This is a genomic window from Lysobacter sp. Root76, assembly GCF_001428685.1.
GTDB lineage: Bacteria > Pseudomonadota > Gammaproteobacteria > Xanthomonadales > Xanthomonadaceae > Lysobacter.
This window is the reverse complement of the sequence record NZ_LMIK01000005.1, coordinates 922,856-948,034: the sequence shown is the minus strand read 5'-3', so window position 1 is coordinate 948,034 and position 25,179 is coordinate 922,856. Positions and strand designations below refer to the sequence as shown.

Sequence of the window (25,179 nt, the reverse complement as noted above, 5' to 3'; positions counted from 1 at the left end):
ACGCCGGATCAACCGCCCGGTCCGCGCACGATTTCCCTGGTGTTGCCCAGCACGTCGCGAACGATGGTGGTGCGGGCTTTGTCAGCCGTATCCACCGCGGCGTCGATCACCGCCGGCTGCTCGTAGCTGGGCTGCCCGTAGACCTGGAAGCTTTCGACGGCCTTGATACCGCGCGCGTCGGTCGTCATGCGCCGAAAGCCGGCCAGATAGTCGACGCGGCTGGTCAGCGGCCCCTGCTCTGAGTCCTGCACGGTGCTGGTCGGTCGACCCAATGCATCGAAACTGCTGCGCGTACCTTTCAACGACGCATCATCGAAGTTGATCCATCCGTCGACATGCGGATTGCGCGGATACGAGGCGAAAACGGTGCGTCCCTCCTCGTCGTATCGCTTGGCGCTCCAACGCGCTGTACCCGCGACATCGGCCGCATCGTGTTCGCTCTCGGCCACCGGGCGCCACAAGGCATCGAAGTAGCTGGCCTTGACGTGATTGCCGGTGGTCACGGTCTGGCGCCAGTGACCCGCGCCCAGGCCGTATTCGGCGTTACCGACCTGCTCGAACACCGCGGTCGTCGCGTTCCATGGCACCTCATCTCCGGCGGGTGGCGTGATACGGATGATTCGACCCATCGCGTCGTAACCGTAGCCGGTGGCGTAACCGTTCTCGTCGGTCAACGAAGTCAGCCAGCCGTTGCCGTCCACGGAGGCGAGCTTGCGGGTACCGTCCTGGAAGCTCACCGTTTGCGGCGAACCCCGCTTCCAGTCCGTCACCGAGGTGGTCAGGTTGCGGCCATCGGTCACGCTGGCCAGGGTGCCGTCGGGGTGATAGCCCAGGGACTGCTGCAACTTCTCGTAGGCGTAGTGGCGCAGCGGTAGCGCGCTGGCCGCGTGGTAGTCGGTGCGAGAGACGATGGCGCCGGTATTGGCGTTGGTCTGCTTGGCGACCTGGCCGATCACCCACAGCATCTTGTCGTTGTAGTAGTCGGTCAGATCCGTACGGGTATAGCCCAAGGTGTTCGACTGGCCGACGCGGGTAGCCTGCGCAAACTCGTCGAAAGTTTCATTCGCCATGTCGAAACGCACTCCGTCCTGCTGCACCGAGCTGAACACCGTCGGCCGCTGACGTTCGGACGAGAAGGAGTCCAATCGGACCTGAGGGCTGACGCCCATCCGGTCCGCGAAGGACGACTGCTGCTGCGCCGCCGCGTTGCTGAGGTAAGTAGTAGTGGAGCTGCGCAGCAAAGTGCCGCCGGCGTAGGTGTCCACCTGCAGCAGTTGGCCTTCGTTCTCATTGAAGACAACACCGTAGGTATTGACGGTGCGCTCGCCGTCGGGTCCGCTCACCTCCGTGATCTTGGTCGGCGGGCAATTCGCGCAGCCCTCGTTCCAGCTGCCGACCGGGACGTTCTTGTAGTCGTAAGTCCAGGTGTAGCCGGGCAGACCCGGTCCGGTCACGGTCTTGCTGCGTACGGCCAGCACATCGAAGCGGGCGGGGATGAGCGCGGTGTAAGTGTCCTCGGTCGGCTCGAAATCCGGTTCCGGCCGCGCACTCATGTCCGGAGGCCAGCGGCAGTCCAACGGCACCTTGTGGCGCCCGTGGCGTATGGTCTGGAATACGAATTCGCCACGCGCGCCGGAAGGGTGGGTGATGGTCGCAGTACGGGTGAGTGGTACCAACGCGCGCATCCAACTGCAACCCAGCGCTTTGTCCTGCAGCCTGGCCTGACCGCCGGGAATCATCGGCTCCGGCTCGTTGCTGTAGTAGGGATTGCCCCACAATGCGCGGAAATCGATGCTCCAACTGCTGTTGTCCGGCAACGTCACCGAGGTCAGCTGCGAAAAGTCCGAGTAACCGTAACGCCACTCGCGGCCAGTGTTGGTCGTCACCTTGGCTACCCGGTCGAAGCCGTTGGCGTTTTCCCAGGTGAACGAAAGCTGGCGGCCGTCGCTGGAAGTGATGGACTGCAGCTGCGCGCCGCTCCACTGGTAGGACACCCAGTTTCCGAAACGGTCTTCGATGCGGGTGGGATACAGCCGAATCTCATCGCGCGGCACAGGTCGCTGCAGCACCGTCCCATCGGCGGTGACCGGCTTGAGCAGATCGTCGGACGGGCGCGCGACCATCCAGTCGAAGCGATAGCGGGTTCCATCGGGAGCATGCGCCATGAAGCCTTCACCGCCCTGGATGCTCTGCAGGTTGGGCACGCAGGAAAGATGCCAATGCTTGTTGGTGACCCATGGATACACGCCGCCATCGGTGGGGCGCGGCCGAGTGTCGGCCGTGGCGAGCAGCAGTTCCTGCTCGCCGCCCGGAACCACCATGCGATAACCGCTCCAGTACTCCCATTCCTCCACCGCCGGCGCGCGCACCGGCGTGCTGCTCTGGATCTTGACCGAGGGCGGACGCGCGCTTTCGACGCTCGTCACGGAGGAGCAGCGGTTGGCCGTGGCGGAAGCCGCCGTTTGGCCCAGCACCCAGCCTTCAGCATGGCTGAACATGCCGCTGATGTACGGCACGTCCCAATCCCAATCGCCGAACGGCCGGTTGCGCGTATCGGTCGCATGCGCGAAGCGCCGGCCCAATCCGACCGGAATCGGGAAGTTTCCGGGAATCGACACATCCGTGGCTGCGAAACTGGTAGCGCCGGTGTAGAGATTGACCGAGTCGCCGAACAAGGCCGGCCCCTCCGACTTCACCGTCTGCGCCGACTTGATCAGCTTGTCGTATTCCTCCCATGGCGCTCGTCCCGCGCAGGCCGTACCGCAGGCCAATGCAAGCAACATTCCGACCAGATAGCGCACGGCGTACTCCTTGTCCCCAGAGTGAATGCGATCGGCGCGGACGCGGCGATCGAGCGCGCATTGTCGAGTCAGCCGCACGTACAAAGGACTCGGTTGGGCGCAGCGCACGCACGCCCAGGCGCATGTCGCTTCGGCACGTTTGCAGGACAAACGCCTCGTCGCACGACAGGCACGTCTCGGCGCAGGCGTACGAAATGAGTAAAAAAGAAGGGCGCCCACTGGGCGCCCTTTTTCGAACCTCTTTGCTTACCGCGACATCACCCCACCCACACCCGCGCATTGCGGAACATGCGCATCCACGGCGAGTCGCCGCTCCAGTCGCGCGGCGCCCAGCTCAGGTTGGCGCTGCGCAGGGTGCGCTCTGGGTGCGGCATCAGGATGGTCGCGCGACCGTCGCGCGAGGTCAGGCCGGCGATGCCGTCGGGCGAGCCGTTCGGGTTCAGCGGATAACGCTCGGCGACGCGGCCTTCGCCGTCGATGTAGCGCAGCGAAATGTCCGCGGCGCTCTGATCGAGATTGCTGTCGAAGCTGGCGCGGCCTTCGCCGTGCGCCACCGACACCGGGATGCGCGAGCCGGCCATGCCGCGGAAGAACAGCGACGGCGACTCGGCCACTTCCAGCAAGCCCAGGCGCGCTTCGAACTGCTCGCTGCGGTTGCGCAGGAAGCGCGGCCAGTGTTCGGCGCCGGGGATGATCGGCTTGAGCTGGGCCAGCATCTGGCAGCCGTTGCAGACGCCGAGCGAGAAGCTGTCCTCGCGCGCGAAGAACGCGGCGAAGGCATCGCGCAGCGCGCTGCGTTCGAGCACGCTGGTGGCCCAGCCGCGGCCGGCGCCGAGCACGTCGCCGTAGCTGAAACCGCCGCAGGCGGCGAAGCCCTTGTAGTCCTGCAGCGAGACGCGGCCGGAGATCAGGTCGCTCATGTGCACGTCGAAGGCTTCGAAACCGGCGCGGTCGAACGCCGCGGCCATCTCGATCTGGCCGTTGACGCCCTGCTCGCGCAGGATCGCGACCTTGGGGCGCACGCCCAGGTTGACGAACGGCGCGGCGACGTCGTCGGCCGGATCGAAGCTGAGCTTGGTCTTCAGGCCCGGCGCGGTGAAGTCGCGCGCGATCGCGCGCTCCTCGTCGGCGCAGTCGGGGTTGTCGCGCAGCTTCTGCATGGCGTGGCTGACCGACCACCAGGCATCGAACAGCTCGTCCCAGCGCCATTCGGCCAGGGTCTCGCCGTCCTCGCGCACGCGGATCGCGGGCGCGGCGGCCGCGCCTTCGACACGGCTCAGCACCGGCTTGGCGATGCGCTGGGCGCAATCGATCAGGCCGTGGCGCGCGACCAGGTCGGCGAACTCGGCGCGGTCCTCGGAGGAGATCTGCACGATCGCGCCGAGTTCCTCGTTGAACAGGGTGCGGAACGGATCCTCGCCCCAGCCGTCGAGGCTGATGTCCAGGCCCAGGCGCGAGCAGAACGCCATTTCGCACAGCGCGGCGAAGGCGCCGCCGTCGCTGCGGTCGTGATAGGCCAGCAGCAGGCCGGCTTCGCGAGCGTCGCGGATCAGTTCGAAGAAGTCGCGCAGGCGTTGCGGGTGATCCAGATCGGGCACGCCCAGATCGTCGCGGTCGCCGTCGGCGGACAGGCCGGCGAATGCCGGCAGGCCGTTGCCGTTGGCGTTGCCCGCGGCGTGCGGATGGCACTGCGCCAGCACCGAACCGCCGAGGCGCTGCTTGCCGGCGCCCAGGCCGATCAGCCACAGCTCGCTCTCGGGCTCGCGCGCGAGCAGCGGAGTGAGTTGCTGGCGCACGTCGACCACCGGCGCGAACGCGCTGACGATCAGCGACACCGGCGACACCGATTTGTGGGCGACGCCGTCCGCTTGCCATTGCGCCTGCATCGACAGCGAATCCTTGCCGACCGGGATGCTCAGTTCGAGTTCCGGGCACAGCTCCAGACCCACGGCCTTGACCGCATCGAACAGCAGCGCGTCTTCGCCCGGGTGGCCGGCCGCGGCCATCCAGTTCGCCGACAGCTTGATCCGGTTCAAGGATTCCACCGGCGCGGCGCACAGGTTGGTGATCGCCTCGCCCACGGCCATGCGCGCGGCGGCGCCGGCATCTAGCAGCGCCAGCGGCGTGCGCTCGCCGATCGCCATCGCTTCGCCGACATAGCCGTCGAAGCCCGACAGGGTGATCGCGCAATCGGCCAGCGGCAGCTGCCAGGGGCCGATCATCTGGTCGCGCGCGGTCAGGCCGCCGACGCTGCGGTCGCCGATGGTGACCAGGAACTGCTTGGACGCGACGGTCGGATGCGCGAGCACGCGCAGCGCGGCCTGATGCAGGTCCAGGCCGTTCCACTGCAGCGCCGGCCACGGTGCGGGCGGCGGGCGACGGGTGTCGCGGTGCATCTTCGGCGGCTTGCCGAACAGCAGGTCCATGGGCAGGTCGATCGCCCAATCCGCGTCGGCCTCGGCGCCGGCGCCGTAGACCGCTTCGACGGTCGCGCCGTAACCCACCACCAGGCGTTCTTCCGCGGTCGCGTAACCGACCACCGCGAACGGGCAGCGCTCGCGTTCGCAGATCGCGGCGAAATCGGCGACGCGGTCGGCCGGCAGGCCGAGCACGTAGCGCTCCTGCGATTCGTTGCACCACAGTTGCATCGGCGACAGCGAGGGATCGTCGCTGGGCACGCGCGCCAGGTCGATCACGCCGCCGAGGCCGGAGTCGTGCAGCAGTTCCGGGATCGCGTTGGACAGGCCGCCGGCGCCGACGTCGTGGGCGCTGTCGATCGGATTGTTCATGCCGAGCGCGACGCAGCGGTCGATCACTTCCTGGCAGCGACGCTCCATCTCCGGGTTGTCGCGCTGGACGCTGGCGAAATCCAGGTCCTCGGCGCTGTCGCCGGACGCGACCGAGCTGGCGGCGCCGCCGCCCAGGCCGATCAGCATCGCCGGGCCGCCGAGCACGATCACCGCGTGGCCGGGCTTGAGGCCGAGCTTGGCGACCTGGATGCGGTCCATCGCGCCGAGGCCGCCGGCGAGCATGATCGGCTTGTCGTAGGCGCGCGCGTGGCCGCCTTCGGACAGTTCGAAGCTGCGGAAATAGCCGACCAGGTTGGGGCGGCCGAACTCGTTGTTGAACGCGGCCGCGCCGATCGGGCCGTCGAGCATGATTTCCAGGGCCGGGGCCATGCGCGGATTGAGCGCGCGCTCGCCTTCCCAGGGTTGCGGCAGGGTCGGGATGCGCAGGTGCGAGACGCTGAAACCGCACAGGCCGGCCTTGGGACGCCCGCCGCGGCCGGTCGCGCCTTCGTCGCGGATCTCGCCGCCGTTGCCGGTGCTGGCGCCGGGGAACGGCGCGATCGCGGTCGGGTGGTTGTGCGTTTCGACCTTGATGCAGAACGCCGACGGCATTTCGGCTTCGGCCAGGTAGGCGCCGCTGCCCGGCTGCGGGCGGAAGCGCCGGCTCGGATAGCCTTCGACCACCGCGGCGTTGTCGCTGTACGCCGACAGCGTGTTCTCCGGCGTCTGCGCGTGGGTGTGCTTGATCATCTTGAACAGCGAGCTGTTCTGCTCGCGGCCGTCGATGGTCCAGGAGGCGTTGAAGATCTTGTGCCGGCAGTGCTCGGAGTTGGCCTGCGCGAACATCATCAGTTCGACGTCGGCCGGTGCGCGGCCGAGCGCGGCGTAGCGCTCGCGCAGGTAGGCGATCTCGTCCTCGGCCAGGGCCAGGCCGAGGCGCGCGTTGGCGTTCTCCAGCTGATCCAGGGCGATGCGCTCGAGCTCGCCGCGCGCGGGCACGGCGAACAGCGCCGCGGCGTCGTCGCGCGCTTCCAGCAGCGATTGCGTCATCGGATCGTGCAGGGCCTTGGCCAGCGCGCCCTGAGTGGCGGCGTCGGCCGGCCAGCCGGCGAGGTCGTAGCGGGTGCCGCGCTCCACGCGCGCGACCGGTTGCCCGGCGCCGCGCAGCAGTTCGGTGGCCTTGCTGGCCCAGGGCGACAGCGTGCCCAGGCGCGGGGTGACGTAGCGCGAGACCGCACCATCGGCGCGCGCGGCGGCGTCCGGCTCGGCCTGCAGGATACGGCGCAGGGTCTCGCCGTCGGGCTGCGCGCCGTCGTCGGGCCGGACCCAGTACACGGGCCAGGCGTCGATCAGGCGGACTTCGGGGTGGATGGCTTGCAGGCGGGCTTGGAGCCGTTCGCGGCGGAACGGAGACAGGGCCGAAAGGCCCTCGAGGACGATCATGTCCGGGGAACCGTGCAACGTCGGGCCCGGTATTGTATCCAAGCGCCCCCCTCTGCGCCGTTTTCGCTGTTCAGGACGCGGTTCGAGGCGTTCGGACGCCCGCCGCACGGGGCCCGGAAACGACGATGCCGCCTTGCGGCGGCATCGTTGGCGGCCTCGCCCAGCCAGGCCGGGCGGGCTGCGGGGCTCAGGCTCCGCCGGCCGTGGTCGCCGCCGGCACGGCGTCGACCGGACCGGTCGCGGTCGGCTTGGCGCTGCCGTCGGCGGCCATCTTGTCCAGGGTCTCGCGCAGCGCCGCTGGGGGCACGTAGCCGCCGAGCTGGGTGCCGTCGGCGGCCAGGATCATCGGCGTGCCGGTCAGGCCCACGCGCTGGCCGACGTCGTACTGCTGAGTGACGGAGTTCTTGCAGTTCTTGTTCGGGATCGCGTGGTCGTTCTTGGCGTCGGTCAGGGCCTTGCGGCGGTCCGGCGCGCACCACACCGACACCATCTTGGTGAAGTCCTGGCTGCCGATGCCGGCGCGCGGGAAGGCGAGGTATTCGATCGCGATGCCCTGGCGGTTGTACTCGGCGATTTCGCTGTGCAGCTTGCGGCAGTAGCCGCATTCGACGTCGGTGAACACCGACACCGTGTACTTCGGATTGGCCGGCGCGAACACGATGCGCTCGCCCGCCGGGATCGCCTTGAGGGCTTCCTTGCGCATGCCGGCCAGGGCGACTTCGCTGAGGTTCTTCTTGGCGGTGGTGTCGAACAGGGCGCCGCCGGAGCCGGGCAGGAACAGGTAGCGGCCGTCGTCGCTGACGTAGACCACCTGGCCGGACACGATCGCCTCGCGGAAGCCCGGCATCGGCGCCGCGCCGATGCGCTCGACGGTGACGCGCGAGTTCAGCACGCGGATCGCCTCGATCGCGCGCGCATCCGGCGTGCCGGCGGCGGCCTTGACCGCGGCGGGCTTGGCGGCGGTCGCCTGGGCCGTAGCGGCGGTATCGGCGGCGGGCTTGGGGCCCTCGGCGCAGGCCGACAGGCTGAGCGCTCCGAGCACGGCGAATAGGGCGTACTTCATCGATCGAGTCCTTGTCTGGTTCACCGGGCGTTGGACCGCGCGGGGACGGAGTGGTTCACGGATTGTCGCACGGCTGCGGAACCGGGGCGGATCGCGGGCCGGGGCCGGACCGCGCGAGCGCGACGGGGTTCGCGGTTTAGGGAATCAGGGAACACGGGGAAACGGGGCGGGAGCGGCTGTTGCGGGCTCGGGGTTGGTTTGGACGAAAGTGCGGCGGCAGTGGGCTCAGGGATGCGATGCGCTGGGGCCTGGAGTGACGCCTCCCGGTCTGGCGCAGCGCGCCAGGCGTTCGAGCAGGCCACGCGGCGGTGCCGCGTAAGCGGCCTGCTTTCACCCACGCGGGTGGTGTTTGGCGTGCAGTTGCTTGAGCTGCTCGCGTGCCACCAGGGTGTAGATCTSGGTGGTCGACAGCGAGCTGTGGCCCAGCAGCATCTGCAGCGCGCGCAGGTCGGCGCCGTGATTGAGCAGGTGGGTGGCGAAGCTGTGGCGCAGGCCGTGCGGGCTGATCCGGGCCGGGTCGATGCCGGCGACGGCGGCATAGCGCTTCACCAGCAGCCAGAACTGCTGGCGGGTCGGCGCCCCCTCCTCGCCCGCGCCGCCGATGAACAGCGACTTCAAGGCCTGCTTGCCGGCCAGCACCGGACGCGCTTCGGCCAGGTAGCGCTCCAGCCAGTGCTGGGCTTCTTCGCCCAGCGGCACCAGGCGCTCCTTGCCGCCCTTGCCGGTCACGCGCAGCACGCCCTGGCGCAGGTTGACCGCGGTCGCGGGCAGGTTGACCAGCTCGCTTACGCGCAGGCCGGCGGCGTACATCAACTCGAGCATGGCGCGGTCGCGCAGGCCCTGCGGGGTGGCGATCTCGGGCGCGGCCAGCAACGCTTCGATCTGGCTTTCCGCCAGCGCCTTGGGCAGCGAACGCGGCAGCCGCGGCGGTTCCAGCAACGCGGTCGGATCGTCGGCGCGCTCGCCGCGGCGTAGGGACAGAGCGTAGAAGGCGCGCAGCGCCGACAGCAGGCGGGCGTTGCTGCGCGGCGAATAACCTTCCTGGGTGCGCCAGGCCAGGTAATCGAACAGGGCCGCGCGATCCGCGCCGGCCAAGCCGCCGTCGCGGCCGCCGCGCCAGCGCGCCAGGCCTTCGAGGTCGCGGCGGTAACTGTCCAGGGTCTGCTGGGCGAGGCCGCTCTCGGCCCAGATCGCGTCCAGGAAGACCCGGATCGCCGCCTCGTCGGCGTCGGGCAGCGGCGGCAGCGACATCGCCAGGCTGCGGCGCTCGGCGGGCGTGGTCTTGCGGGATTTCGGCGACGTCATCGCGGCAGCGTCCCTCAGCCGGGCGCGGCGATGCAAGCCCGATCCGCATACGCGAGCGCTAGCGCATGCGCGCGGCCGCGCTACGACCGCGACCGCGCGACGGCTATCCTGTCGCGATGAGCACCGAACACGCCGCCGCGAACACGCCCGCCCGACCCGCCGCGCTGATGCCCTGGCGCCTGTTCGCGCTGTTCTACGATTTCTGGCCGGCGCTGGCGCTGTGGATGCTGGCCTCGACGGTGTTCTCGGTCGGCTACACCGTGTCCGGGCACGACGTGCACGAGAACATCGCGCCCTTCAGCGCGCTGCAATGGCTGCTGTGGCTGGTGTGCTGGGCGCTCACCGGCGCCTACGCCACGATCAGCTGGCGCCGCGGCGGCCAGACCCTGGGCATGCGGCCCTGGCGCCTGCGCCTGATCGCCGCCGACGGCGGCCGCCCCGGCTGGACGGCGTTGCTGATCCGCTACGGCGTCGGCACCTTGTCCCTGCTCGCCGCCGGAGCAGGCTTCTGGTGGGCCTGGCTGGACCGCGACCGCCTGACCTGGCACGACCGCGCCAGCGGGACGCGTTTGATTCGGGCGCCGAAGCCGACCTGATCCGGGGATGCGCGGCGGCGGGGCCGCGCGGCGATGCGGTTCGCCTACGGCTCACCGCATCCTACAGAGCCACCGACCTTCGTCCGAACGCTGAGGCGAACTAGCCCGTTGCAATTGCAATTCGCCTTGCGGTTGCCGTTGCCGTTGCCGTTGCCCCGGCATTGAAATCCAACGCACCGCACTCGCCCAATCCCACCCAGACCCGAAGGGCGGCGCGCAGGACGCGCGCCGTTTTTCGAGGAACAGGATGTTCCTTCGAAAAATCCCCGCGCCACTTCCGATCTCGCAAGGGAGGGTTGTCTAGGCAAGCCCTTCTCTTTGGCTACTTTCTCTTGGGCTAGCAAGAGAAAGTGACCCGCATGCGCAGCAGGCGGAAGCTGTTGCTTAAGAACGAAACCAACACAGCAAACGGAGTTCGCAATCGCGGCTTACGCCGCTCCCACAGAAAGCAGAAAGCGAAGCCAATCCGAATCGAAGCCAGCGCGGTAGCCGAAGGTCGCGGTCGCGGCTTACGCCGCTCCTACCCCAAGGCCAGAGCGGAACAGGCGCAGCCGCCGGACTGGCGATCGCGGCTCACGCCGCTCCCACAGAAGGCAGCAGGCGGAACCCCGCCGGCAGACGAAGTTCGCGGTCGCGGCTTACGCCGCTCCTACAGAAGGCAAAAGCCGAGGCAGCAAGCGGACCGAGCAATCGCCACGCGCTCCAGCGCTACTCCCCTACCCCGAGCGTTTCTTGAACAAGAACGCCGACACCCCGACCATGATCACCGTAGGCGTCAGATACGCCAGCCGGAAATCGAACTTGTAGACGCTGGCCAGCTTCACGAACTGCGTTTGCAGCAGCCAGAAGCCCAAGGCGAACACGATGCCGATGAACAAACGCTTGCCCATGCCGCCGCTGCGCAGCGCGCCGAACGAGAACGGAATCGCCGCCAGGCACAGGGCGAGCACGTTGATCGGGTAGAACCAGCGGCCCCAGTAGTGTTCTTCGAACTCGGTCGCTTCCAGGCCGTTGCGCTCGCGGTAGTCGATCGCCGCCGCCAGCGCGGTCGAGCTGAGGTAGCGCGGGCGTTCGGAGCCGGCCATCAGCGCGGCGCCGTCGAGCTTGGACTCCCAGCGCTCCTGGGCGACATGGGTCTGGACCACCGATTTGGCGCCGAACGTGGTGCGGGTGACGTCGCGCAGCGTCCAGCCGCCGGGGCGGTGTTCGGCGATGTGCGCGATCGCGGCCGACTTCAGGCGGCCGTCGTCGGCGAATTCGTAGAAGAACACGTCGCGCAGTTCCAGCCAGGTGTCCGTGCCGTTGCTGCGGTCCTGGCCGCTGCCGGCGTTGAGGATGAACTCGCCTTCGCGCGCCCACAGGCCCGAGTACTGGGCCACGATCATGTTCTTGGACTTGGCCGAGGCCTTGAGCGCTTCGGCGCTGCGTTGCGCCCACGGCGACAGGGTTTCGCCGTTGACCACCATCAGCAGGGTCAGGGTCGCCAGCGCGCCGGCCACGGCCAGGCTCAGGCGCCGGCGCGACAGGCCGACCGCGCGCAGCGCGGTGAGCTCGGAGGTCGCCGCGAGCTGGCCCAGCGCCATCAGCGCGCCGATCACCGCCGAGGTCGGGAACAGGGTGTAGGCGCGGCGCGGAATCGTATAGACCATGTAGGTCAGGGCCTGGGGCAGGCCGTAATTGCCTTTGCCGATGTCGCTGAGCTCGCTGCTGACGAAGTTCAGCATCACGTCCAGGCCCATCAGCACCGTCCAGGTCAGCAGCACCGTGCCCAGCACGACGCGGCCGACGTAGAGGTCGTGGATCTTCGGGAAGGGCTTCATGCCAGGGCCTTCGCGCGGCCCAGGCGGCCGTCGCCGAAGTACAGCCACAGCGCCAGCGCCAGCATGGGCAGCACCAGCCACCACAGCCCCAGGCTCATCGAGAGCTTGCCGCTTTCCAGCCAACCGGTGCCAGCGATCATCAAATTGATGCCAATCAAATAGGTCAGGAAGCCGATCAGGATGCGCCCGTAGCGCGCCTGGCGCGGCATGCTGCGCGCCAGCGGGACCGCCATCAGGGCGAAGGCGAAGGTCAGCAGCAGCGGCGCCAGGCGGTAGTGCAGCTGGGCACCGGCCTCACGGCGGCCGTCGCCGAGCAGGGCCAGGGTCGACATCAGTTCGGGATCGTTCGGATCGAACTTGGTCGCGCCGGCCGGCAGCAGCAGCTCGTTGCTGGCGTAATTCATCATGCGGAAGTCCAGGCCGTTGTCGCGCGGGCCTTCGACCTGGAAGCCCTTGTTGAGGGTCAGATAGCGGTTGCCCTGGTCGTCGACCTTGAGCTCGCCGTCGTTGGAGGTGGTGATCTCGCGCCGGTCGTCGCTTTGGCGGTAGACGAACACGCGCTGGAAGCGGCTGCCGTCGTTGGACATGGCGCCGACGTAGATCACCCTGCCCTTGCCTCCCGGCAGTTCGGTGAAGCTGCCCGGCTCCAGCCCGGCCACGATCAGGTTGCGGTTGGCCTCGCTGATCATCTGTTTGGACAGGCGCTCGGCCCAGGGGCCCAGCCACAGCGAGCAGGCGCCCACCACCAGCACGATCGGCAGCACCAGCATCAGCAGCGGCTTGAGCAAGCGGCGCGGGCCGACGCCGATCGAGGCGATCACCGGCATTTCCGAGTCGCGGTAAAGCCTGCCGACGCCCAGCATCAGGCCCAGCATCAGCGCCAGCGGCAGGATCAGCGGCAGCCACTTCAGCAACACCAGCCCCAGCTGGGCCAGCATCATCCCGGCCGGCACCCGGCCGCGGGCGATGTCCCCGAGCACGTCCGTGAAGGCCCCGCCCACCGCGACGATCAGCAGCACCACCAGGGTGGCGAAGGTGGCCTGGGCGAATTCGCTCAGCAGGTAGCGGTCAAGCTTGGGCATCGGGCTTCGGCATCGGGGTAGGCTTGCGTTAAACTCGGGGGTTCGTTCGACGGCATGGGACGGCTGCAGCTCGCGCAGCGTGCGCAAGTCCAGCCCCCGCAAGCCGCCCGATTGTACGGAACTCATCTTCCTTAGCTGCACTTCTACCTGGGAATCTGTTGGATGACCCTCGAATTCGACCTGAACCGCGATGCGCCCGCCTCTGTCAAAACCGATTGCATCGTGGTCGGCGCCTATGCCGACAAGACCCTGACCGCCGCCGCCCAGGCGCTGGACGCCGCCAGCGGCGGCCGCCTGAGCGCCCTGGTGGAGCGCGGCGACGTCGGCGGCAAGACCGGCAAGACCACCCTGCTGCACGACCTGGCCGGCGTGGTCGCGCCGCGCGTGCTGGTGATCGGGCTGGGCGAAGCCGGCAAGTTCGGCGTGCCGCAGTACCTCAAGGCCGCCGCCGACGCGGCGCGCGCGCTCAAGGCCGGCCCGGTCGAACACGCGGTCTTCACCTTGTCGGACGAGCCGGTCGCCGGCCGCGACGCCGCCTGGGCGATCCGCCAGGCCGCGATCGCCGCCGACCACGCCTGCTACCGCTACACCGCCACGCTGGGCAAGAAGAAAGACGAGCCGGGCCTGCGCAAGCTGTCGATCAACGGCAGCGATGCCGCCGCGCTGGCCCAGGGCCAGGCGATCGCCGCCGGCGTCGCGTTCGCGCGCGAGCTGGGCAACCTGCCGCCGAACGTGTGCAATCCGTCCTACCTGGCCGAGCAGGCCCAGACCTTCGCCGCGCGCTTCCCGACCACCAGCTGCGAGGTCCTGGACCGCGCGCAGATGCAGGAACTGGGCATGGGCTCGCTGCTCGCGGTCGCGCGCGGCTCGGCCAATCCGCCCAAGCTGATCGTGCTCAAGTACAGCAACGGCGGCGACGCCAAGCCCTACGTGATGGTCGGCAAGGGCATCACCTTCGACACCGGCGGCATCAACCTCAAGGTCCAGGGCGGCATCGAGGAGATGAAGTTCGACATGTGCGGCGCCGCCACGGTGATGGGCAGCTTCGTGTCCGCGGTCGGCATGCAGCTGCCGATCAACCTGGTGGTGGTGGTGCCGGCGGTCGAGAACATGCCCGATGCCGACGCCTACCGACCGTCCGACGTGCTCACCAGCATGTCCGGCAAGACCATCGAAGTCGGCAACACCGACGCCGAGGGCCGCCTGATCCTGTGCGACGCGCTGACCTACGCGCAGCGTTTCGAGCCGCAGGCCCTGCTCGACGTGGCCACCCTCACCGGCGCCTGCGTGGTCGCCCTGGGCAAGTACGCCACCGGCCTGATGAGCAAGGACGACGACCTCGCCGCCGAGCTGCTCGGCGCCGGCGAGCAAGTGTTCGACCGCGCCTGGCGCCTGCCGCTGTGGGACGAATACCAGACCCAGCTCGAATCGACCTTCGCCGACGTCTACAACATCGGCGGCCGCTGGGCCGGCGCGATCACCGCCGGCTGCTTCCTGGCCCGCTTCACCGAAGGCCAGCGCTGGGCCCACCTGGACATCGCCGGCGTCGCCAACGACGAAGGCAAGCGCGGCCTGGCCACCGGCCGTCCGGTCGGCCTGCTGAGCCAGTGGCTGCTCGAGCGCGCGGCCTGAGCCCCGACGGACCGCATCGGGTGCCCCGCGCCGACTTTTATCTGATCACCACCGCGCGTTTCCGCGAGGAACCGCTGCGGCTGGTGGGCGAGCTGGCGCGCAAGGCCTTCGATGCCGGCCTGCCGACCCTGATCCTGGCCCGCGACGCGGCCCAGGCCGAGGCGCTGGACGACCTGCTGTGGGACATGGGCGACGACGTCTACATCCCGCACCAGATCGCCGGCTCCGACGTCGACGAGGAAGAAGCCGACGTGCTGATCAGCGCGCCGGAGATCGACGCGCCGATGCGCGCGCTGGTCATCAACCTGCGCACCGACGCGGTCCAGGGCAGCTTCGACCGCGTACTGGAAGTGGTACCGGCCGACGCCGAGGCGCGCGGCCCCTTGCGCGAGCGCTGGAAGCACTACCAGTCGCTCGGTTTCGAGCTGAAGAAACACGACATGTGATGGAGGCCGGGATTCGGGATTGGGGATTCGAGATTCGAAAAAGCCCCTCCGCGTCCTGGCCTGCTCTTCCCAATCCCGAATCCCCAATCCCGAATCCCGGCTCTTATGTCCCTCGCCCCCAGCTACGACCCCAAGCAGTTCGAAGCCCGTCTGTACGAGCAATGGGAGAGCAGCGGCGTATTCCAGCCGCGCGGCGAGGGCCAGCCTTATACGATCCTGCTGCCGCCGCCCAACGTCACCGGCACCCTGCACATGGGCCATGCGTTCCAGCACACGCTGCAGGACGCGCTGATCCGCTATCACCGCATGCGCGGCTATCGCACCCTGTGGCAGATGGGCACCGACCATGCCGGCATCGCCACGGAAATGGTGGTCGGCCGCAACCTCGCCATCGAAGGCAAGGGCGAGACCCGCGACTCGCTGGGCCGTGACAAGTTCATCGAAAAGGTCTGGGCGTGGAAGCAGCAGTCCGGCGGCACCATCGAGCGCCAGATGCGCCGCCTGGGCGCCAGCGGCGACTGGTCGCGCAGCGTGTTCACCATGGACCCGATGGCCTCGGACGCGATCACCGAAGCCTTCGTGCGCCTGCATGAGAAGGGACTGATTTACCGCGGCCAGCGCCTGGTCAACTGGGACCCGGTGCTGAAGACCGCGATCTCCGACCTGGAGGTGGCCAACGAGGAAGAGAACGGCCACATGTGGTCGATCCGCTATCCCTTGGCCGACGGCGCGAGCTACGAATACGTCGAACGCGACGCCGACGGCAATGAAATCCTGCGCGAGACCCGCGATTACGTCGTGGTCGCCACCACCCGCCCGGAAACCATGCTGGGCGATACCGCGGTGATGGTGCACCCCGAGGACGAACGCTACACCGCGATCCACGGCAAGTTCGTCGATCTGCCGCTGACCGGCCGCCGCATTCCCGTCATCACCGACAGCTACGTCGACCGCGCCTTCGGCACCGGCGTGGTCAAGGTCACGCCCGCCCACGACGCCAACGACTACGCGGTGGGCCAGCGCCATTCGCTGCTGTCGATCAACATCTTCGCGCCCGACGCTTCGGTGTGGACGACCTCGGGCCCGGCCGCGCTCAAGCACGTCCTGTCGTCCGCCGATCCGAATTTCACCAAGATCGAACCTGATAACTGCACGCCGCAGCAGGCTCAGTACCTGGACGATTTCTCCTTGTTCGACGAACAAGGCATGACGGCGATCGTCGAGAAGTACATCCCGGCCACGTATCGGGGCCTCGACCGCTTCGAAGCGCGCAAGATGATCGTCGCGGATCTGGATGTCGCGGAACTGCTGGTCGAGGTCAAACCGCATCGCCTGCAGGTGCCGCGCGGCGACCGCAGCGGCCAGGTGATCGAGCCCTACCTGACCGACCAGTGGTTCGTGAAGATGGACGGCCTGGCCCAGCGCGGCCTCGAACTCGTCGAATCCGGCGAAGTGAAGTTCGTTCCGTCGAACTGGATCAACACCTACCGCCATTGGCTGGAGAACATCCAGGACTGGACGATTTCGCGCCAGCTCTGGTGGGGCCATCGCATCCCCGCCTGGACCGTTCGCTCGGGCGAAACGGATTTCACGCCGCTGCTCGGCGGCGAGATCGTCGCCCGGACGCAAGCCGAAGCCGAAGCGGCCGCTCGCGCCAGACTGCTCGACGCGCTCGGCCACGACGGCTATGAGCAGGTCAAGGATCGGATCGAACTGGTTCAAGACCCGGACGTGCTGGAAACCTGGTTCTCCTCGGCGATGTTCCCGTTCAGCACGCAAGGCTGGCCGAACGAAGACAAGATGGGCGAACTGGGCTTCGACATCGCGCTGCCGACCAGCGTGCTGGTGACCGGGTTCGACATCATCTTCTTCTGGGTCGCGCGCATGATCATGATGACCGACGAGCTGGTCGGCCGCGTGCCGTTCCGCGACGTCTACATCACCGGTCTGGTCCGCGACAAGGACGGCCAGAAGATGTCGAAGTCGAAGGGCAACATCCTCGACCCGCTGGACATCATCGACGGCATCACCGCCGAGGCCCTGGTCGCCAAGCGCACCACCGGCCTGATGAAGCCGCAGGACGCGCCGAAGATCGAAAAGGCCACGCGCAAGGAATTCCCCGACGGCATCCCCGCCTTCGGCGCCGACGCGCTGCGCTTCACCATGACCGCACTGGCCGGCCCCGGCCGCGACATCAAGTTCGACCTGGGCCGCGCCGAGGGCTACAAGAACTTCTGCAACAAGCTCTGGAACGCGACCCGTTTCGTGCTGATGAACACCGAGGACGCGAGCTTCGCCGGCACACCGGACCCGCAGACCGACGCCGAGCGCTGGATCCTGTCGCGCCTGGCGCGGGTCTCGGCCGAGGCCGAAACCCAGTTCGCCGCTTACCGCTTCGACCTGCTCGCGCAGGCGCTGTACGAATTCGCCTGGAACGAGTTCTGCGACTGGTTCGTCGAGTTGGCCAAGCCGGCGCTGCTGGGCGAGGACCTCGCCGCCGCACAGAGCACCCGCCACACCCTGCTCTACGTGCTCGAGCGCCTGCTGTCGCTGCTGCACCCGCTGATCCCGTTCGTGACCGAGGAACTATGGCAGCAAGTGGCGCCGCGCCTGGGCATCGCCGACACCACGATCATGCTGCGGCCCTATCCGCAGGCGGCGGATTTCGGTGCCGACTACGCCGGCGCCGAGGCCGACGTCGAGTGGCTCAAGGCGATGGTCACCGCGCTGCGCAAGATCCGCAGCGAGCTCAACGTGGCCCCGTCCAAGACCGTCGTGCTGCTGCTCTCGGGCGGCGGCGACGCCGACCGCGCGCGCGCCGCGCGGTTCGATTCGCAGTTGCGGTTCCTCAATCGCCTGGAGCGGGTCGAAGCGCTCGCCGCCGGCGCCGCATCGCCGGCCGCCGCGACCGGCGTGGTCGGCGACCTGACCCTGCTGGTGCCGCTGGAGGGCCTGGTCGACCTGGGCGCCGAACGCGTGCGCCTGGACAAGGAGATCAAGCGCGTCGAAACCGAGATCGGCAAGTGCGAGAACAAGCTGGCCAGCGAAACCTTCGTCCAGAACGCCCCGCCGGCGGTGGTCGAGCAGGAGCGCAAGCGCCTGACCGACTGGCGCGCGCAGCTCGAAGCCTTGCAGGCACAGCGCGCGAAGCTGGGCTGAGGCCGGCATGCTGCGGCGCCTGCGTGGCTGGCTGGGCATGCGCCCGGCCAACGCCGTGTCGCCCTTGCAGGCGCTGTCGCCCGAGCTGGTCGAGCGGGCGGTCGCGGTATTCGGCGAGGGCGAGCACTCCGACGACCGGATCGAAACGGAAATGCTGGCCCTGGCTGGCGACCCGATGACCGCACGACGGCTGCTCGACGTGGTGCCGGAAGCATTCGGCCTACTCCTGATCGCACATATCCCGGCCTGCGCCGAGGTGATCCTGCCGGAGGGTTTCCAGGCCCAGGCCGCGGACGGTCGCTGGCATGTATTCCCGTGGGAGCGGGAGCCGCTGTTCGCCCTGGCGGCGCAAGTCGCCGCACGCATGTTCCACGAGGGTCCGCGCGCACGCTTCCAGGCCATCGCCATGCGCGGTTCGATGGTCGCCGCGGTCAACAATGCGCTCAACCAAGAGACCGATCTCGCCGGCTCGACGCTCGGCGCACCGGCCTTCATGGGGCTTCCGGCCGAGCTCTACCTCGACCCGTAGCCGACAGGGTGCGGTAAGCCGAAGGCGCACCGCGCCAACGCGGCTGGTGAATGGGCGATGGTGCGGTTGTCACCGCACCCTACCGTGCGGCGAGGATTCGCAGCGGCGACGGGCGTTGCCTGAACCGTCGGGGCGATCGCGGCTTACGCCGCTCCCACAGCAGGAAGCCTGCTTCCTGCGCGCCCGCCAATAGCGCTTATTCCGGCGGCAGCAGTTCGATCGCCATCACCAGCGCGTCCTCGCGGCCGTCGCGGGCCGGGTAGTAGCGCGGGCGGCGGCCGATCTCGTTGAAGCCTTCGGCGTGATAGAGCGCGATCGCGCCCGGGTTGGACGGACGCACTTCCAGGAACACGCGCTCGGCGCCGCGGCCGCGCGCGATCTGCATCAGCGCGTGCAGCATGCGGCGGCCGTAGCCGTGGCCCTGCTGTTCGGGGGCGACGCAGACGTTGAGCACGTGGGCCTCGCCGGCGGCCAGGCTCAGCAGGAAATAGCCGAGGATGCGCTCGCCGCTGTACAGCACCCAGGACGGGTAGTCCGCGCGCAGGCAGTCGCGGAAGATGCCCAGGGTCCAGGGGAATTCGTAGGCGCGGATCTCGATCGCGTGGACCGCGTCGAGATCGTCCTCGCGCATCGGCCGCAGGGCCGCGGCCGGCGATTCGCGTTCGACGGCCTGCGCGCTCATGGGCGCGGACCCCGGCGCAGGCTGCGCAGCAACGGCCACAGCGCGCGCTTGGCGGCCGGATAGCCGCGCAGGGCCGCGGCGTCGTACAGGGCCAGCACGGCTTCATCGGGCGCGTCGCCGGGGCGACGGCCGGCCGCACGCAGCACCGCGCGCAGCAGGGCGTCGTCGCCACCGCGCGCCGCGGGCGCGGGCCGTGCGCGCTCGGGCGCGGGCGCGTCCGCGGGCATGCGCTCGTGGGCGGCGCGCGGGCCAGGTGCGCGCTCATGCCCGGGAACGCGCGCGGGCGCGACCTCGGGCGCCGCGGGCGCCGACTCGGGCGCGGCGCCGGCCAGCGCCAGCGCCGGATGCCCCAGCGCCTGCAGCCATTCGCGCTGCTGCGCGCTCCACAGGCTCACGTGCCGGTCCCCGCGCCGGACCCCACGTCGGTCGGCGGCAGTCGGCGCGCGCGCCGGTACAGGGAGTACACCGGTCCGGACAGGGCGTACGGGGCGAAGATCAGCAGCAGCACGCTGGGCGGATCGATCGCGATCGCGATCACCACCACCACCACGATCAGAATCGCCAGGAACGGCACCCGGTCGTGCTTGGGACCGCCGCCCTTGAAGCTGAAATAGCGCAGCCGGCTGACCATCAGCAGGCCGGCGATCACGGTCACCGCGAGCGCGGCGTAGCGCAGCTCCTCGCCGGTCCAGCCCAGTTCGTCGCAGGTCCAGACGAAGCTGGCGACCAGTCCGGCCGCGGCCGGGCTGGCCAGGCCGATGAACCAGCGCTTGTCGACCTGGCCGACCTGGGAATTGAAGCGCGCCAGCCGCAGCGCGGCGCAGGCCGCGTACAGGAAGGCGGCGATCCAGCCGATCTTGCCCGGCATCGGGCCATCGTGCTTCATCGACTCCAGCGCCCAGTGGTACATCACCAGCGACGGCGCCAGGCCGAAACTGATCAGGTCGGCCAGCGAGTCGTACTGGACCCCGAACTCGCTCTGGGTATTGGTCAGGCGCGCGACCCGGCCGTCGATCCCGTCCAGGATCGCGGCGATGAAGATCGCGATGCAGGCGTCGCCGTAGCGGCCCTGGGTGGCGGAGATGATGGCGTAGAAGCCGGCAAACAGGCCGCCGGTGGTGAACAGATTCGGCAGCAGATAGATGCCGCGTCCGCGCGGTCGGGGCGTAGGCGTAGGTTCCATAACGGAAGTGTAGCGCTTGCCTGCACGCCGTCGCGGTGCTGCAATCGGCATTCCCCCTGGTTTTGCCCTACCCACCACCGTCCAGCACCGACCCTGCCCGGAGCCGACCATGTCCTGCCCGTCCCGTATTTCCCCCCTCCGCCCGTCGCTCCGCGCGTGGCTAGGCGTCGCGCTGCTGGCGCTGGCCCTGCCCGCGGCCGCCGGCGAGGTCTACCAGTGGAAGGACGCCAACGGCGTCACCCACTACTCCGATTCGCCGCCGCCGAACCAGAGCAACGTCAAGGGCCGCCAGATCCAGAACAAGACCGGCGCGCCCTCGGTGACCCAGGCCAAGCCGGCCGAAAGCGCCGAATGCACCACCGCGCGCAACAACCTCAAGCAGCTCCAGGGCAGCGCCCCGATCGGGCTGGACACCGACAAGGACGGCAAGGCCGACACCGCTTTCACCCCGGAGCAGCGCGCCGCCCAGGTCAAGCTGGCCGAGGCCTCGATCGGCGCCTACTGCAAGCCGGCCGCCGCTGCGGTCGCGACCCAGCCGTAAGCGCGCCTTGAAACTGGGCTGGGCCATCGTCGCGGGCATCGTGCTCGGCGCTGGCCTGGCCTGGTGGACCGCACGCGACACCCCGGCCGAGGCCGCTCGCGCCCAGGCTGCTCACGCCCAGGCCGGCGCCGATGCCCGCGCCGAGGCCGCCGACCCGCCGCTGTACCGCTGGCGCGACGCCGCCGGCCGGCTCCAGATCACCGAACGCCCGCCCAAGGGCCGCCCCTACGAGCGCCTGCAGCGCCAGCCGCGGGACGGGATCGAGGTCCACGGCGACCGCGATTGAACCCCCGCATTCGCGCGCCGGTCGCGCGCACGGCAGAATGTCGGTCTCCCTCAGGTTCGAATGCCCGCCGATGCGTCTGTCGCAGTTCCACCTCCATACCAGCAAGGAAACTCCCGCCGAAGCCGAAATCGTCAGCCATAAGCTGATGCTCAAGGCCGGCATGATCCGCAAGCTCGCCGCCGGCCTGTACACCTGGTCGCCGCTGGGCCTGCGCGTGTTGCGCAAGGTCGAGCGCGCGGTGCGCGAAGAAATGGACGCCGCCGGCGCGATCGAAGTGCTGATGCCGACCGTGCAGCCGCGCGAGCTGTGGGAAGAGACCGGGCGCTGGGAGAAATTCGGCGGCCAGCTGCTCAAGCTCAAGGACCGCAAGGAAGCCGAGTACTGCTACGCCCCGACCGCCGAGGAGGTCATCACCGACTTCGCCCGCAACGAGCTGTCCAGCTACAAGCAGCTGCCGGTCAACTTCTATCAGGTCCAGACCAAGTTCCGCGACGAGATCCGCCCGCGTTTCGGCGTGATGCGCGCGCGCGAGTTCCTGATGAAGGACGCCTACTCGTTCCATCTCAGCGACGAGGACCTGGGCCGCGAGTACCGCAACATGTACGACGCCTACGGCCGCATCTTTACCCGCCTGGGCCTGCAGTTCCGCGCCGTGTTCGCCGACACCGGCGCGATCGGCGGCAGCGCCTCGCACGAATTCCACGTCGTCGCCGATTCGGGCGAGGACGCGATCGCGTTCTCCGACGGTTCCGATTACGCGGCCAACGTCGAACTGGCCGAAGCGCTGGCGCCGGGCGCGCGCGCCGCGGCCAGCGAAACGATGCGCAAGATCGACACCCCGACCCAGAAGACCTGCGAGGACGTGGCCGCGCTGATGGGCGTGGCGCTGACGCGCACGGTCAAGTCGGTGGCCGTCCTCGGCGCCGACGCCGACGGCCAGCCCCAGTTCGCGCTGGCGCTGGTGCGCGGCGACCACGCCGTCAACGAAATCAAACTGCGCAAACTCGCCGGCCTGGGCGAATACCGCCTGGCCAGCGAGGCGGAGATACTCGAACACCTCGGCGCGAATCCCGGCTTCCTCGGTCCGGCGAATACCGCGAAGAAAATCCGCGTGATCGCCGATCGCAGCGTCGCGGCCATGGCCGACTTCGTGGTCGGCGCCAACGAAAACGGCTACCACCTGGCCGGCGTCAACTGGGGCCGCGACCTGGCCGAACCCGACGAGGTCGCCGACATCCGCAACGCGGTCGAAGGCGACCCCTCGCCGGACGGCAAGGGCACGCTGCGGATCGGGCGCGGCATCGAGGTCGGCCATGTGTTCCAGCTGGGCCGCAAGTACGCCGCGGCGATGAAGCTCAGCGTGCTCGACGAGACCGGCAAGGCCGCGGTCCCGGCCATGGGCTGCTACGGCATCGGCGTGTCGCGCATCGTCGCCGCGGCGATCGAGCAGAACCACGACGAAGCCGGTATCTGCTGGCCCGAGGCGATGGCGCCGTGGGCGGCGGTGGTGTGCGTGATCAATCCCAAGAACGACGCGGCCGTGGCCGACGCCGCCGCGGCGCTGTACCGCGACCTCAACGCGGCCGGCATCGAAACCGCGCTGGACGACCGCGGCCTGCGCCCGGGCGCGATGTTCGCGGACATGGAACTGATCGGCATCCCGCACCGGATCGTGGTGTCCGAGCGCGGCCTGGCCGCCGGCACCTACGAGTACCGCCAGCGCCGCGCCGCCGAGGCCGAGAACCTCGACCGCGAGCGCCTGTTCGCGCGTCTGCTGCCGGCCGCCTGAGCCGGATTATCGGGTCTTGAAACTCCCGGGATACTCCCGGGAGATTTACGCGGACTGGCTGGCCGATTAACATGGCCGGGCGTGCCATGGACCGGCTCATAATCCAACCCGATATTCAACCGGAGCCCTCCATGTCGATCGATCTGAACTCGCTGTCCGCGAAAGAACTCGAATCGCTGATCGCGCAGGCGAAAAAGCGCAAGACCACGCTCAACAAGCGCAAGCCGATCACGGTCGTGCGCAAGAAGCTGACCCAGCTCGCCAAGGCCGAGGGTTACGACATCGCCGAGCTGTTCGGCGGCGCCCCGGCGCCGCGCGCGGCCAAGTCGGCCGCAGCCAAGCCGGCCGCCGCGCGCAAGGCGCGCAAGCCCCTGGGCAAGGTCGCGCCGAAGTACCGCAACCCGGCCAATACCGGCGAAACCTGGACCGGCCGCGGCAAGCAGCCGCGCTGGCTGGCCGCCTATACCGGCAACGGCCGCAAGCTCGACGAGTTCCTGATCAAGTAAGTCCGGCGCGGCCATCCGCACCGCGGCAACGAAAACGCCGGCCTCGCGCCGGCGTTTTCCGTTATCGGTCCCGCGATATCCGTCGCGATTATCGACCAGGTAATCGCAGGAATCTGAACCGTATATCGCGCCGATTATCCGGTGCCCGCGCCGCGCCGATCCGACGGTTACAGATTGCGCCGCGCCGGCAGCAGCAGGTTGCCGAACAGCAGGCCGGCGATCAGCGCCAGCAGGATGTTGATCACCGCCAGCACCGCGTCCTGGCCGACCTCCATGTCCTGCTGCTGGATCAGGGTCAGCAGGCCGCGCAGGCTGGCGCTGCCGGGCACCAGCATGATGATCCCGGGCACGCGCACGATCGCGCCGGGGCGGTTGCCCCAGCGCGCGTAGGCGTTGCCGACCGCGGTCAGGGTCAGCGCGGCCAGGAAGATGCCGGCCGGGTTGCCCCAGGCCTCGCCGGCGAAGCGCGAGATCAGATAACCGGTCGCCGCGGCCGCCATCACCTTGGGGTAATCGCTGCGGTGGGCGCGGAATAGCACCGCGAACGCATACGACGCCACCGCCAGTCCGCACCATTCGACCCAAGCCGGCTGCGGCCGCGAGGCCCGGATCGCCGGCTCCAGGCCGACCAGGTCGGCCAGGTACAGGGCGATGATGGTGCCGACCGCGAGCTTGACCACCGTGGTGACCGCGCCGGCGAAGCGCGCCGTGCCCGAGACCAGATGCTGGCTGGTGAGTTCGTTGACCGCATTGGTCAGCGCCATGCCCGGCAGCAGCACGATCAGCGAGGCGATGATCACCGTGTTCTGGTTCAGCGGCACCAGGAACGCCGCGACCAGCACGGCGACCATCGCCGCGACCATCGCCGCGACCGCGTCCACCGCTTCCTTGAAGCGCGGCCGCGCGCCCGACCATTCGATCAGCAGGCCGGTCAGCAGGCCGTTGACCCCGGCCGTGGCGATGTCCGGCCAGGGCAGCCGCAGCAAGCCGCCGACCGCGGCCGCGGCCAGACCGAACGCGATCACCTGCATCGCCCGCCAGCGCGCGCTGCGCGGCCGGTCCAGCGCCTGCAGCGCGGCATGGCCGGCGGCGAGGTCGAGCCGCCCGGCCATCACGTCCTCGGCGATGCGGTCGGTTTCGCTGAGCTTGTACAGGTCGTTCTCGCCCGGCGGCATCCGGATCACGCGCGTGGTGTCGCTTTCCCCGGGCGGGCGGTTGGGGTCGCTGAAGGTCAGGATCAAGCCGGTCGGATTCGACCAGGGCTCGCACTCCAGCCGCAGCCGCTGCGCCACCGCCGACACCGCGCCCTCCAGGCGCTGCGCGGTGGTGCCGTAGGCATGCAGGCGTTCGGCCAGTTCGACCACGAAGCCGATGCGTGCGGCGTAACTGGTCGCGCTCAAGGGGGCGGGCGGCGCGCTCGAGGAGGCTGATGTCGACATGCGCGGAAGGATCGCATGCGGACCCCTGACTTGGGCAGAACGATGTGCCTACAGGACACTCACCTCGCTGTGCCTAGCCTGTATCCTC

General features: G+C 69.0%; 19 protein-coding genes. 9 read left to right on the top strand and 10 right to left on the bottom strand.

Annotated features, from left to right (window positions below; translation table 11 throughout):
• Positions 1-8 precede the first annotated feature (8 nt).
• The 4 genes from ASE10_RS11610 to xerD all read right to left on the bottom strand — a co-directional run bounded on the left by ASE10_RS11610 (position 9) and on the right by xerD (position 9,401).
• Positions 9-3,020 (bottom strand): RHS repeat domain-containing protein, encoded by a 3,012-nt coding sequence (locus ASE10_RS11610; RefSeq protein WP_157480855.1) that lies wholly within the window; start codon positions 3,018-3,020, stop codon positions 9-11.
• Positions 3,021-3,058: 38 nt separating this feature from the next.
• Positions 3,059-7,033, bottom strand: a complete 3,975-nt coding sequence (purL, locus tag ASE10_RS11605; RefSeq protein WP_056304940.1) for a phosphoribosylformylglycinamidine synthase — start codon at positions 7,031-7,033, stop codon at positions 3,059-3,061.
• A gap of 187 nt (positions 7,034-7,220) precedes the next feature.
• Positions 7,221-8,096, bottom strand: coding sequence for a DsbC family protein (locus ASE10_RS11600; protein WP_055908721.1), 876 nt, complete (start codon positions 8,094-8,096; stop codon positions 7,221-7,223).
• Positions 8,097-8,426: 330 nt separating this feature from the next.
• Positions 8,427-9,401, bottom strand: a complete 975-nt coding sequence (gene xerD, locus ASE10_RS11595; RefSeq protein WP_056306784.1) for a site-specific tyrosine recombinase XerD — start codon at positions 9,399-9,401, stop codon at positions 8,427-8,429.
• A gap of 116 nt (positions 9,402-9,517) precedes the next feature.
• Here xerD and ASE10_RS11590 point away from each other — a divergent pair, with 116 nt between their 5' ends.
• On the top strand, positions 9,518-9,997 hold the full coding sequence (locus ASE10_RS11590) for an RDD family protein (RefSeq protein ID WP_055909393.1): 480 nt from the start codon (positions 9,518-9,520) through the stop codon (positions 9,995-9,997).
• A gap of 716 nt (positions 9,998-10,713) precedes the next feature.
• Here the strand turns inward: ASE10_RS11590 and lptG are convergent.
• Together lptG and lptF are read right to left on the bottom strand one after the other, a co-directional pair.
• Positions 10,714-11,817 (bottom strand): LPS export ABC transporter permease LptG, encoded by a 1,104-nt coding sequence (gene lptG / locus ASE10_RS11585; protein ID WP_055908727.1) that lies wholly within the window; start codon positions 11,815-11,817, stop codon positions 10,714-10,716.
• Positions 11,814-12,899 (bottom strand): LPS export ABC transporter permease LptF, encoded by a 1,086-nt coding sequence (gene lptF, locus ASE10_RS11580; protein ID WP_056304939.1) that lies wholly within the window; start codon positions 12,897-12,899, stop codon positions 11,814-11,816. Before lptF ends, lptG begins: the two co-directional genes overlap by 4 nt.
• A 162-nt stretch (positions 12,900-13,061) precedes the next feature.
• Between lptF and ASE10_RS11575 the strand changes: the two genes are divergently transcribed.
• From ASE10_RS11575 to ASE10_RS11560, 4 genes are all read left to right on the top strand, one after another.
• A complete protein-coding gene (locus ASE10_RS11575; RefSeq protein ID WP_055908733.1) occupies positions 13,062-14,531 on the top strand; it encodes a leucyl aminopeptidase in 1,470 nt (489 codons plus the stop codon).
• Between the two features lie 20 nt (positions 14,532-14,551).
• The gene (locus ASE10_RS11570; protein ID WP_055908736.1) at positions 14,552-14,977 is read left to right on the top strand and encodes a DNA polymerase III subunit chi; all 426 of its coding nucleotides are present in this window, start codon (positions 14,552-14,554) and stop codon (positions 14,975-14,977) included.
• Positions 14,978-15,082: 105 nt separating this feature from the next.
• Complete coding sequence (locus tag ASE10_RS11565; RefSeq protein ID WP_055908739.1) at positions 15,083-18,136, top strand: valine--tRNA ligase; 3,054 nt, start codon at positions 15,083-15,085, stop codon at positions 18,134-18,136.
• Positions 18,137-18,143: 7 nt separating this feature from the next.
• Positions 18,144-18,665 (top strand): hypothetical protein, encoded by a 522-nt coding sequence (locus ASE10_RS11560; protein WP_055908742.1) that lies wholly within the window; start codon positions 18,144-18,146, stop codon positions 18,663-18,665.
• 196 nt (positions 18,666-18,861) lie between these two features.
• Here ASE10_RS11560 and rimI read toward each other — a convergent pair whose 3' ends face one another.
• The 3 genes from rimI to pssA are packed head-to-tail and all read right to left on the bottom strand — an operon-like array spanning position 18,862 to position 20,530.
• The gene (rimI, locus tag ASE10_RS11555; protein WP_055908744.1) at positions 18,862-19,347 is read right to left on the bottom strand and encodes a ribosomal protein S18-alanine N-acetyltransferase; all 486 of its coding nucleotides are present in this window, start codon (positions 19,345-19,347) and stop codon (positions 18,862-18,864) included.
• Positions 19,344-19,742, bottom strand: coding sequence for a hypothetical protein (locus tag ASE10_RS11550; RefSeq protein WP_055908748.1), 399 nt, complete (start codon positions 19,740-19,742; stop codon positions 19,344-19,346). The genes rimI and ASE10_RS11550 overlap by 4 nt, the downstream gene beginning before the upstream one ends.
• Complete coding sequence (pssA, locus tag ASE10_RS11545; RefSeq protein WP_055908752.1) at positions 19,739-20,530, bottom strand: CDP-diacylglycerol--serine O-phosphatidyltransferase; 792 nt, start codon at positions 20,528-20,530, stop codon at positions 19,739-19,741. The genes ASE10_RS11550 and pssA overlap by 4 nt, the downstream gene beginning before the upstream one ends.
• Positions 20,531-20,639: 109 nt before the next feature.
• Between pssA and ASE10_RS11540 the strand changes: the two genes are divergently transcribed.
• The 4 genes from ASE10_RS11540 to ASE10_RS11525 all read left to right on the top strand — a co-directional run bounded on the left by ASE10_RS11540 (position 20,640) and on the right by ASE10_RS11525 (position 23,652).
• Positions 20,640-21,071, top strand: a complete 432-nt coding sequence (locus ASE10_RS11540) for a DUF4124 domain-containing protein (RefSeq protein ID WP_055908756.1) — start codon at positions 20,640-20,642, stop codon at positions 21,069-21,071.
• A 7-nt stretch (positions 21,072-21,078) separates the two neighbouring features.
• Entirely contained in the window at positions 21,079-21,357 is a 279-nt protein-coding gene (locus ASE10_RS11535) for a DUF4124 domain-containing protein (RefSeq protein ID WP_055908759.1), read from the top strand.
• 70 nt (positions 21,358-21,427) lie between these two features.
• On the top strand, positions 21,428-23,146 hold the full coding sequence (locus ASE10_RS11530; protein WP_055908761.1) for a proline--tRNA ligase: 1,719 nt from the start codon (positions 21,428-21,430) through the stop codon (positions 23,144-23,146).
• Between the two features lie 131 nt (positions 23,147-23,277).
• Positions 23,278-23,652, top strand: a complete 375-nt coding sequence (locus tag ASE10_RS11525; protein WP_082559901.1) for an H-NS histone family protein — start codon at positions 23,278-23,280, stop codon at positions 23,650-23,652.
• Positions 23,653-23,819: 167 nt separating this feature from the next.
• Here the strand turns inward: ASE10_RS11525 and ASE10_RS11520 are convergent, their stop codons facing one another.
• Positions 23,820-25,091, bottom strand: a complete 1,272-nt coding sequence (locus ASE10_RS11520; protein WP_055908764.1) for a threonine/serine exporter family protein — start codon at positions 25,089-25,091, stop codon at positions 23,820-23,822.
• Between the last annotated feature and the right edge of the window lie 88 nt (positions 25,092-25,179).

Bases quoted from the DNA above. Each gene is read 5' to 3' on its own strand.
- ASE10_RS11600 (WP_055908721.1), bottom strand. From the start codon at position 8,096: ATGAAGTACGCCCTATTCGCCGTGCTCGGAGCGCTCAGCCTGTCGGCC.
- purL (WP_056304940.1), bottom strand. From the start codon at position 7,033: ATGATCGTCCTCGAGGGCCTTTCGGCCCTGTCTCCGTTCCGCCGCGAA.
- ASE10_RS11590 (WP_055909393.1), top strand. From the start codon at position 9,518: ATGAGCACCGAACACGCCGCCGCGAACACGCCCGCCCGACCCGCCGCG.
- ASE10_RS11520 (WP_055908764.1), bottom strand. From the start codon at position 25,091: ATGTCGACATCAGCCTCCTCGAGCGCGCCGCCCGCCCCCTTGAGCGCG.
- ASE10_RS11525 (WP_082559901.1), top strand. From the start codon at position 23,278: ATGTCGATCGATCTGAACTCGCTGTCCGCGAAAGAACTCGAATCGCTG.
- lptG (WP_055908727.1), bottom strand. From the start codon at position 11,817: ATGAAGCCCTTCCCGAAGATCCACGACCTCTACGTCGGCCGCGTCGTG.
- ASE10_RS11575 (WP_055908733.1), top strand. From the start codon at position 13,062: ATGACCCTCGAATTCGACCTGAACCGCGATGCGCCCGCCTCTGTCAAA.
- ASE10_RS11540 (WP_055908756.1), top strand. From the start codon at position 20,640: ATGTCCTGCCCGTCCCGTATTTCCCCCCTCCGCCCGTCGCTCCGCGCG.
- ASE10_RS11530 (WP_055908761.1), top strand. From the start codon at position 21,428: ATGCGTCTGTCGCAGTTCCACCTCCATACCAGCAAGGAAACTCCCGCC.
- ASE10_RS11560 (WP_055908742.1), top strand. From the start codon at position 18,144: ATGCTGCGGCGCCTGCGTGGCTGGCTGGGCATGCGCCCGGCCAACGCC.
- rimI (WP_055908744.1), bottom strand. From the start codon at position 19,347: ATGAGCGCGCAGGCCGTCGAACGCGAATCGCCGGCCGCGGCCCTGCGG.
- lptF (WP_056304939.1), bottom strand. From the start codon at position 12,899: ATGCCCAAGCTTGACCGCTACCTGCTGAGCGAATTCGCCCAGGCCACC.
- ASE10_RS11565 (WP_055908739.1), top strand. From the start codon at position 15,083: ATGTCCCTCGCCCCCAGCTACGACCCCAAGCAGTTCGAAGCCCGTCTG.
- pssA (WP_055908752.1), bottom strand. From the start codon at position 20,530: ATGGAACCTACGCCTACGCCCCGACCGCGCGGACGCGGCATCTATCTG.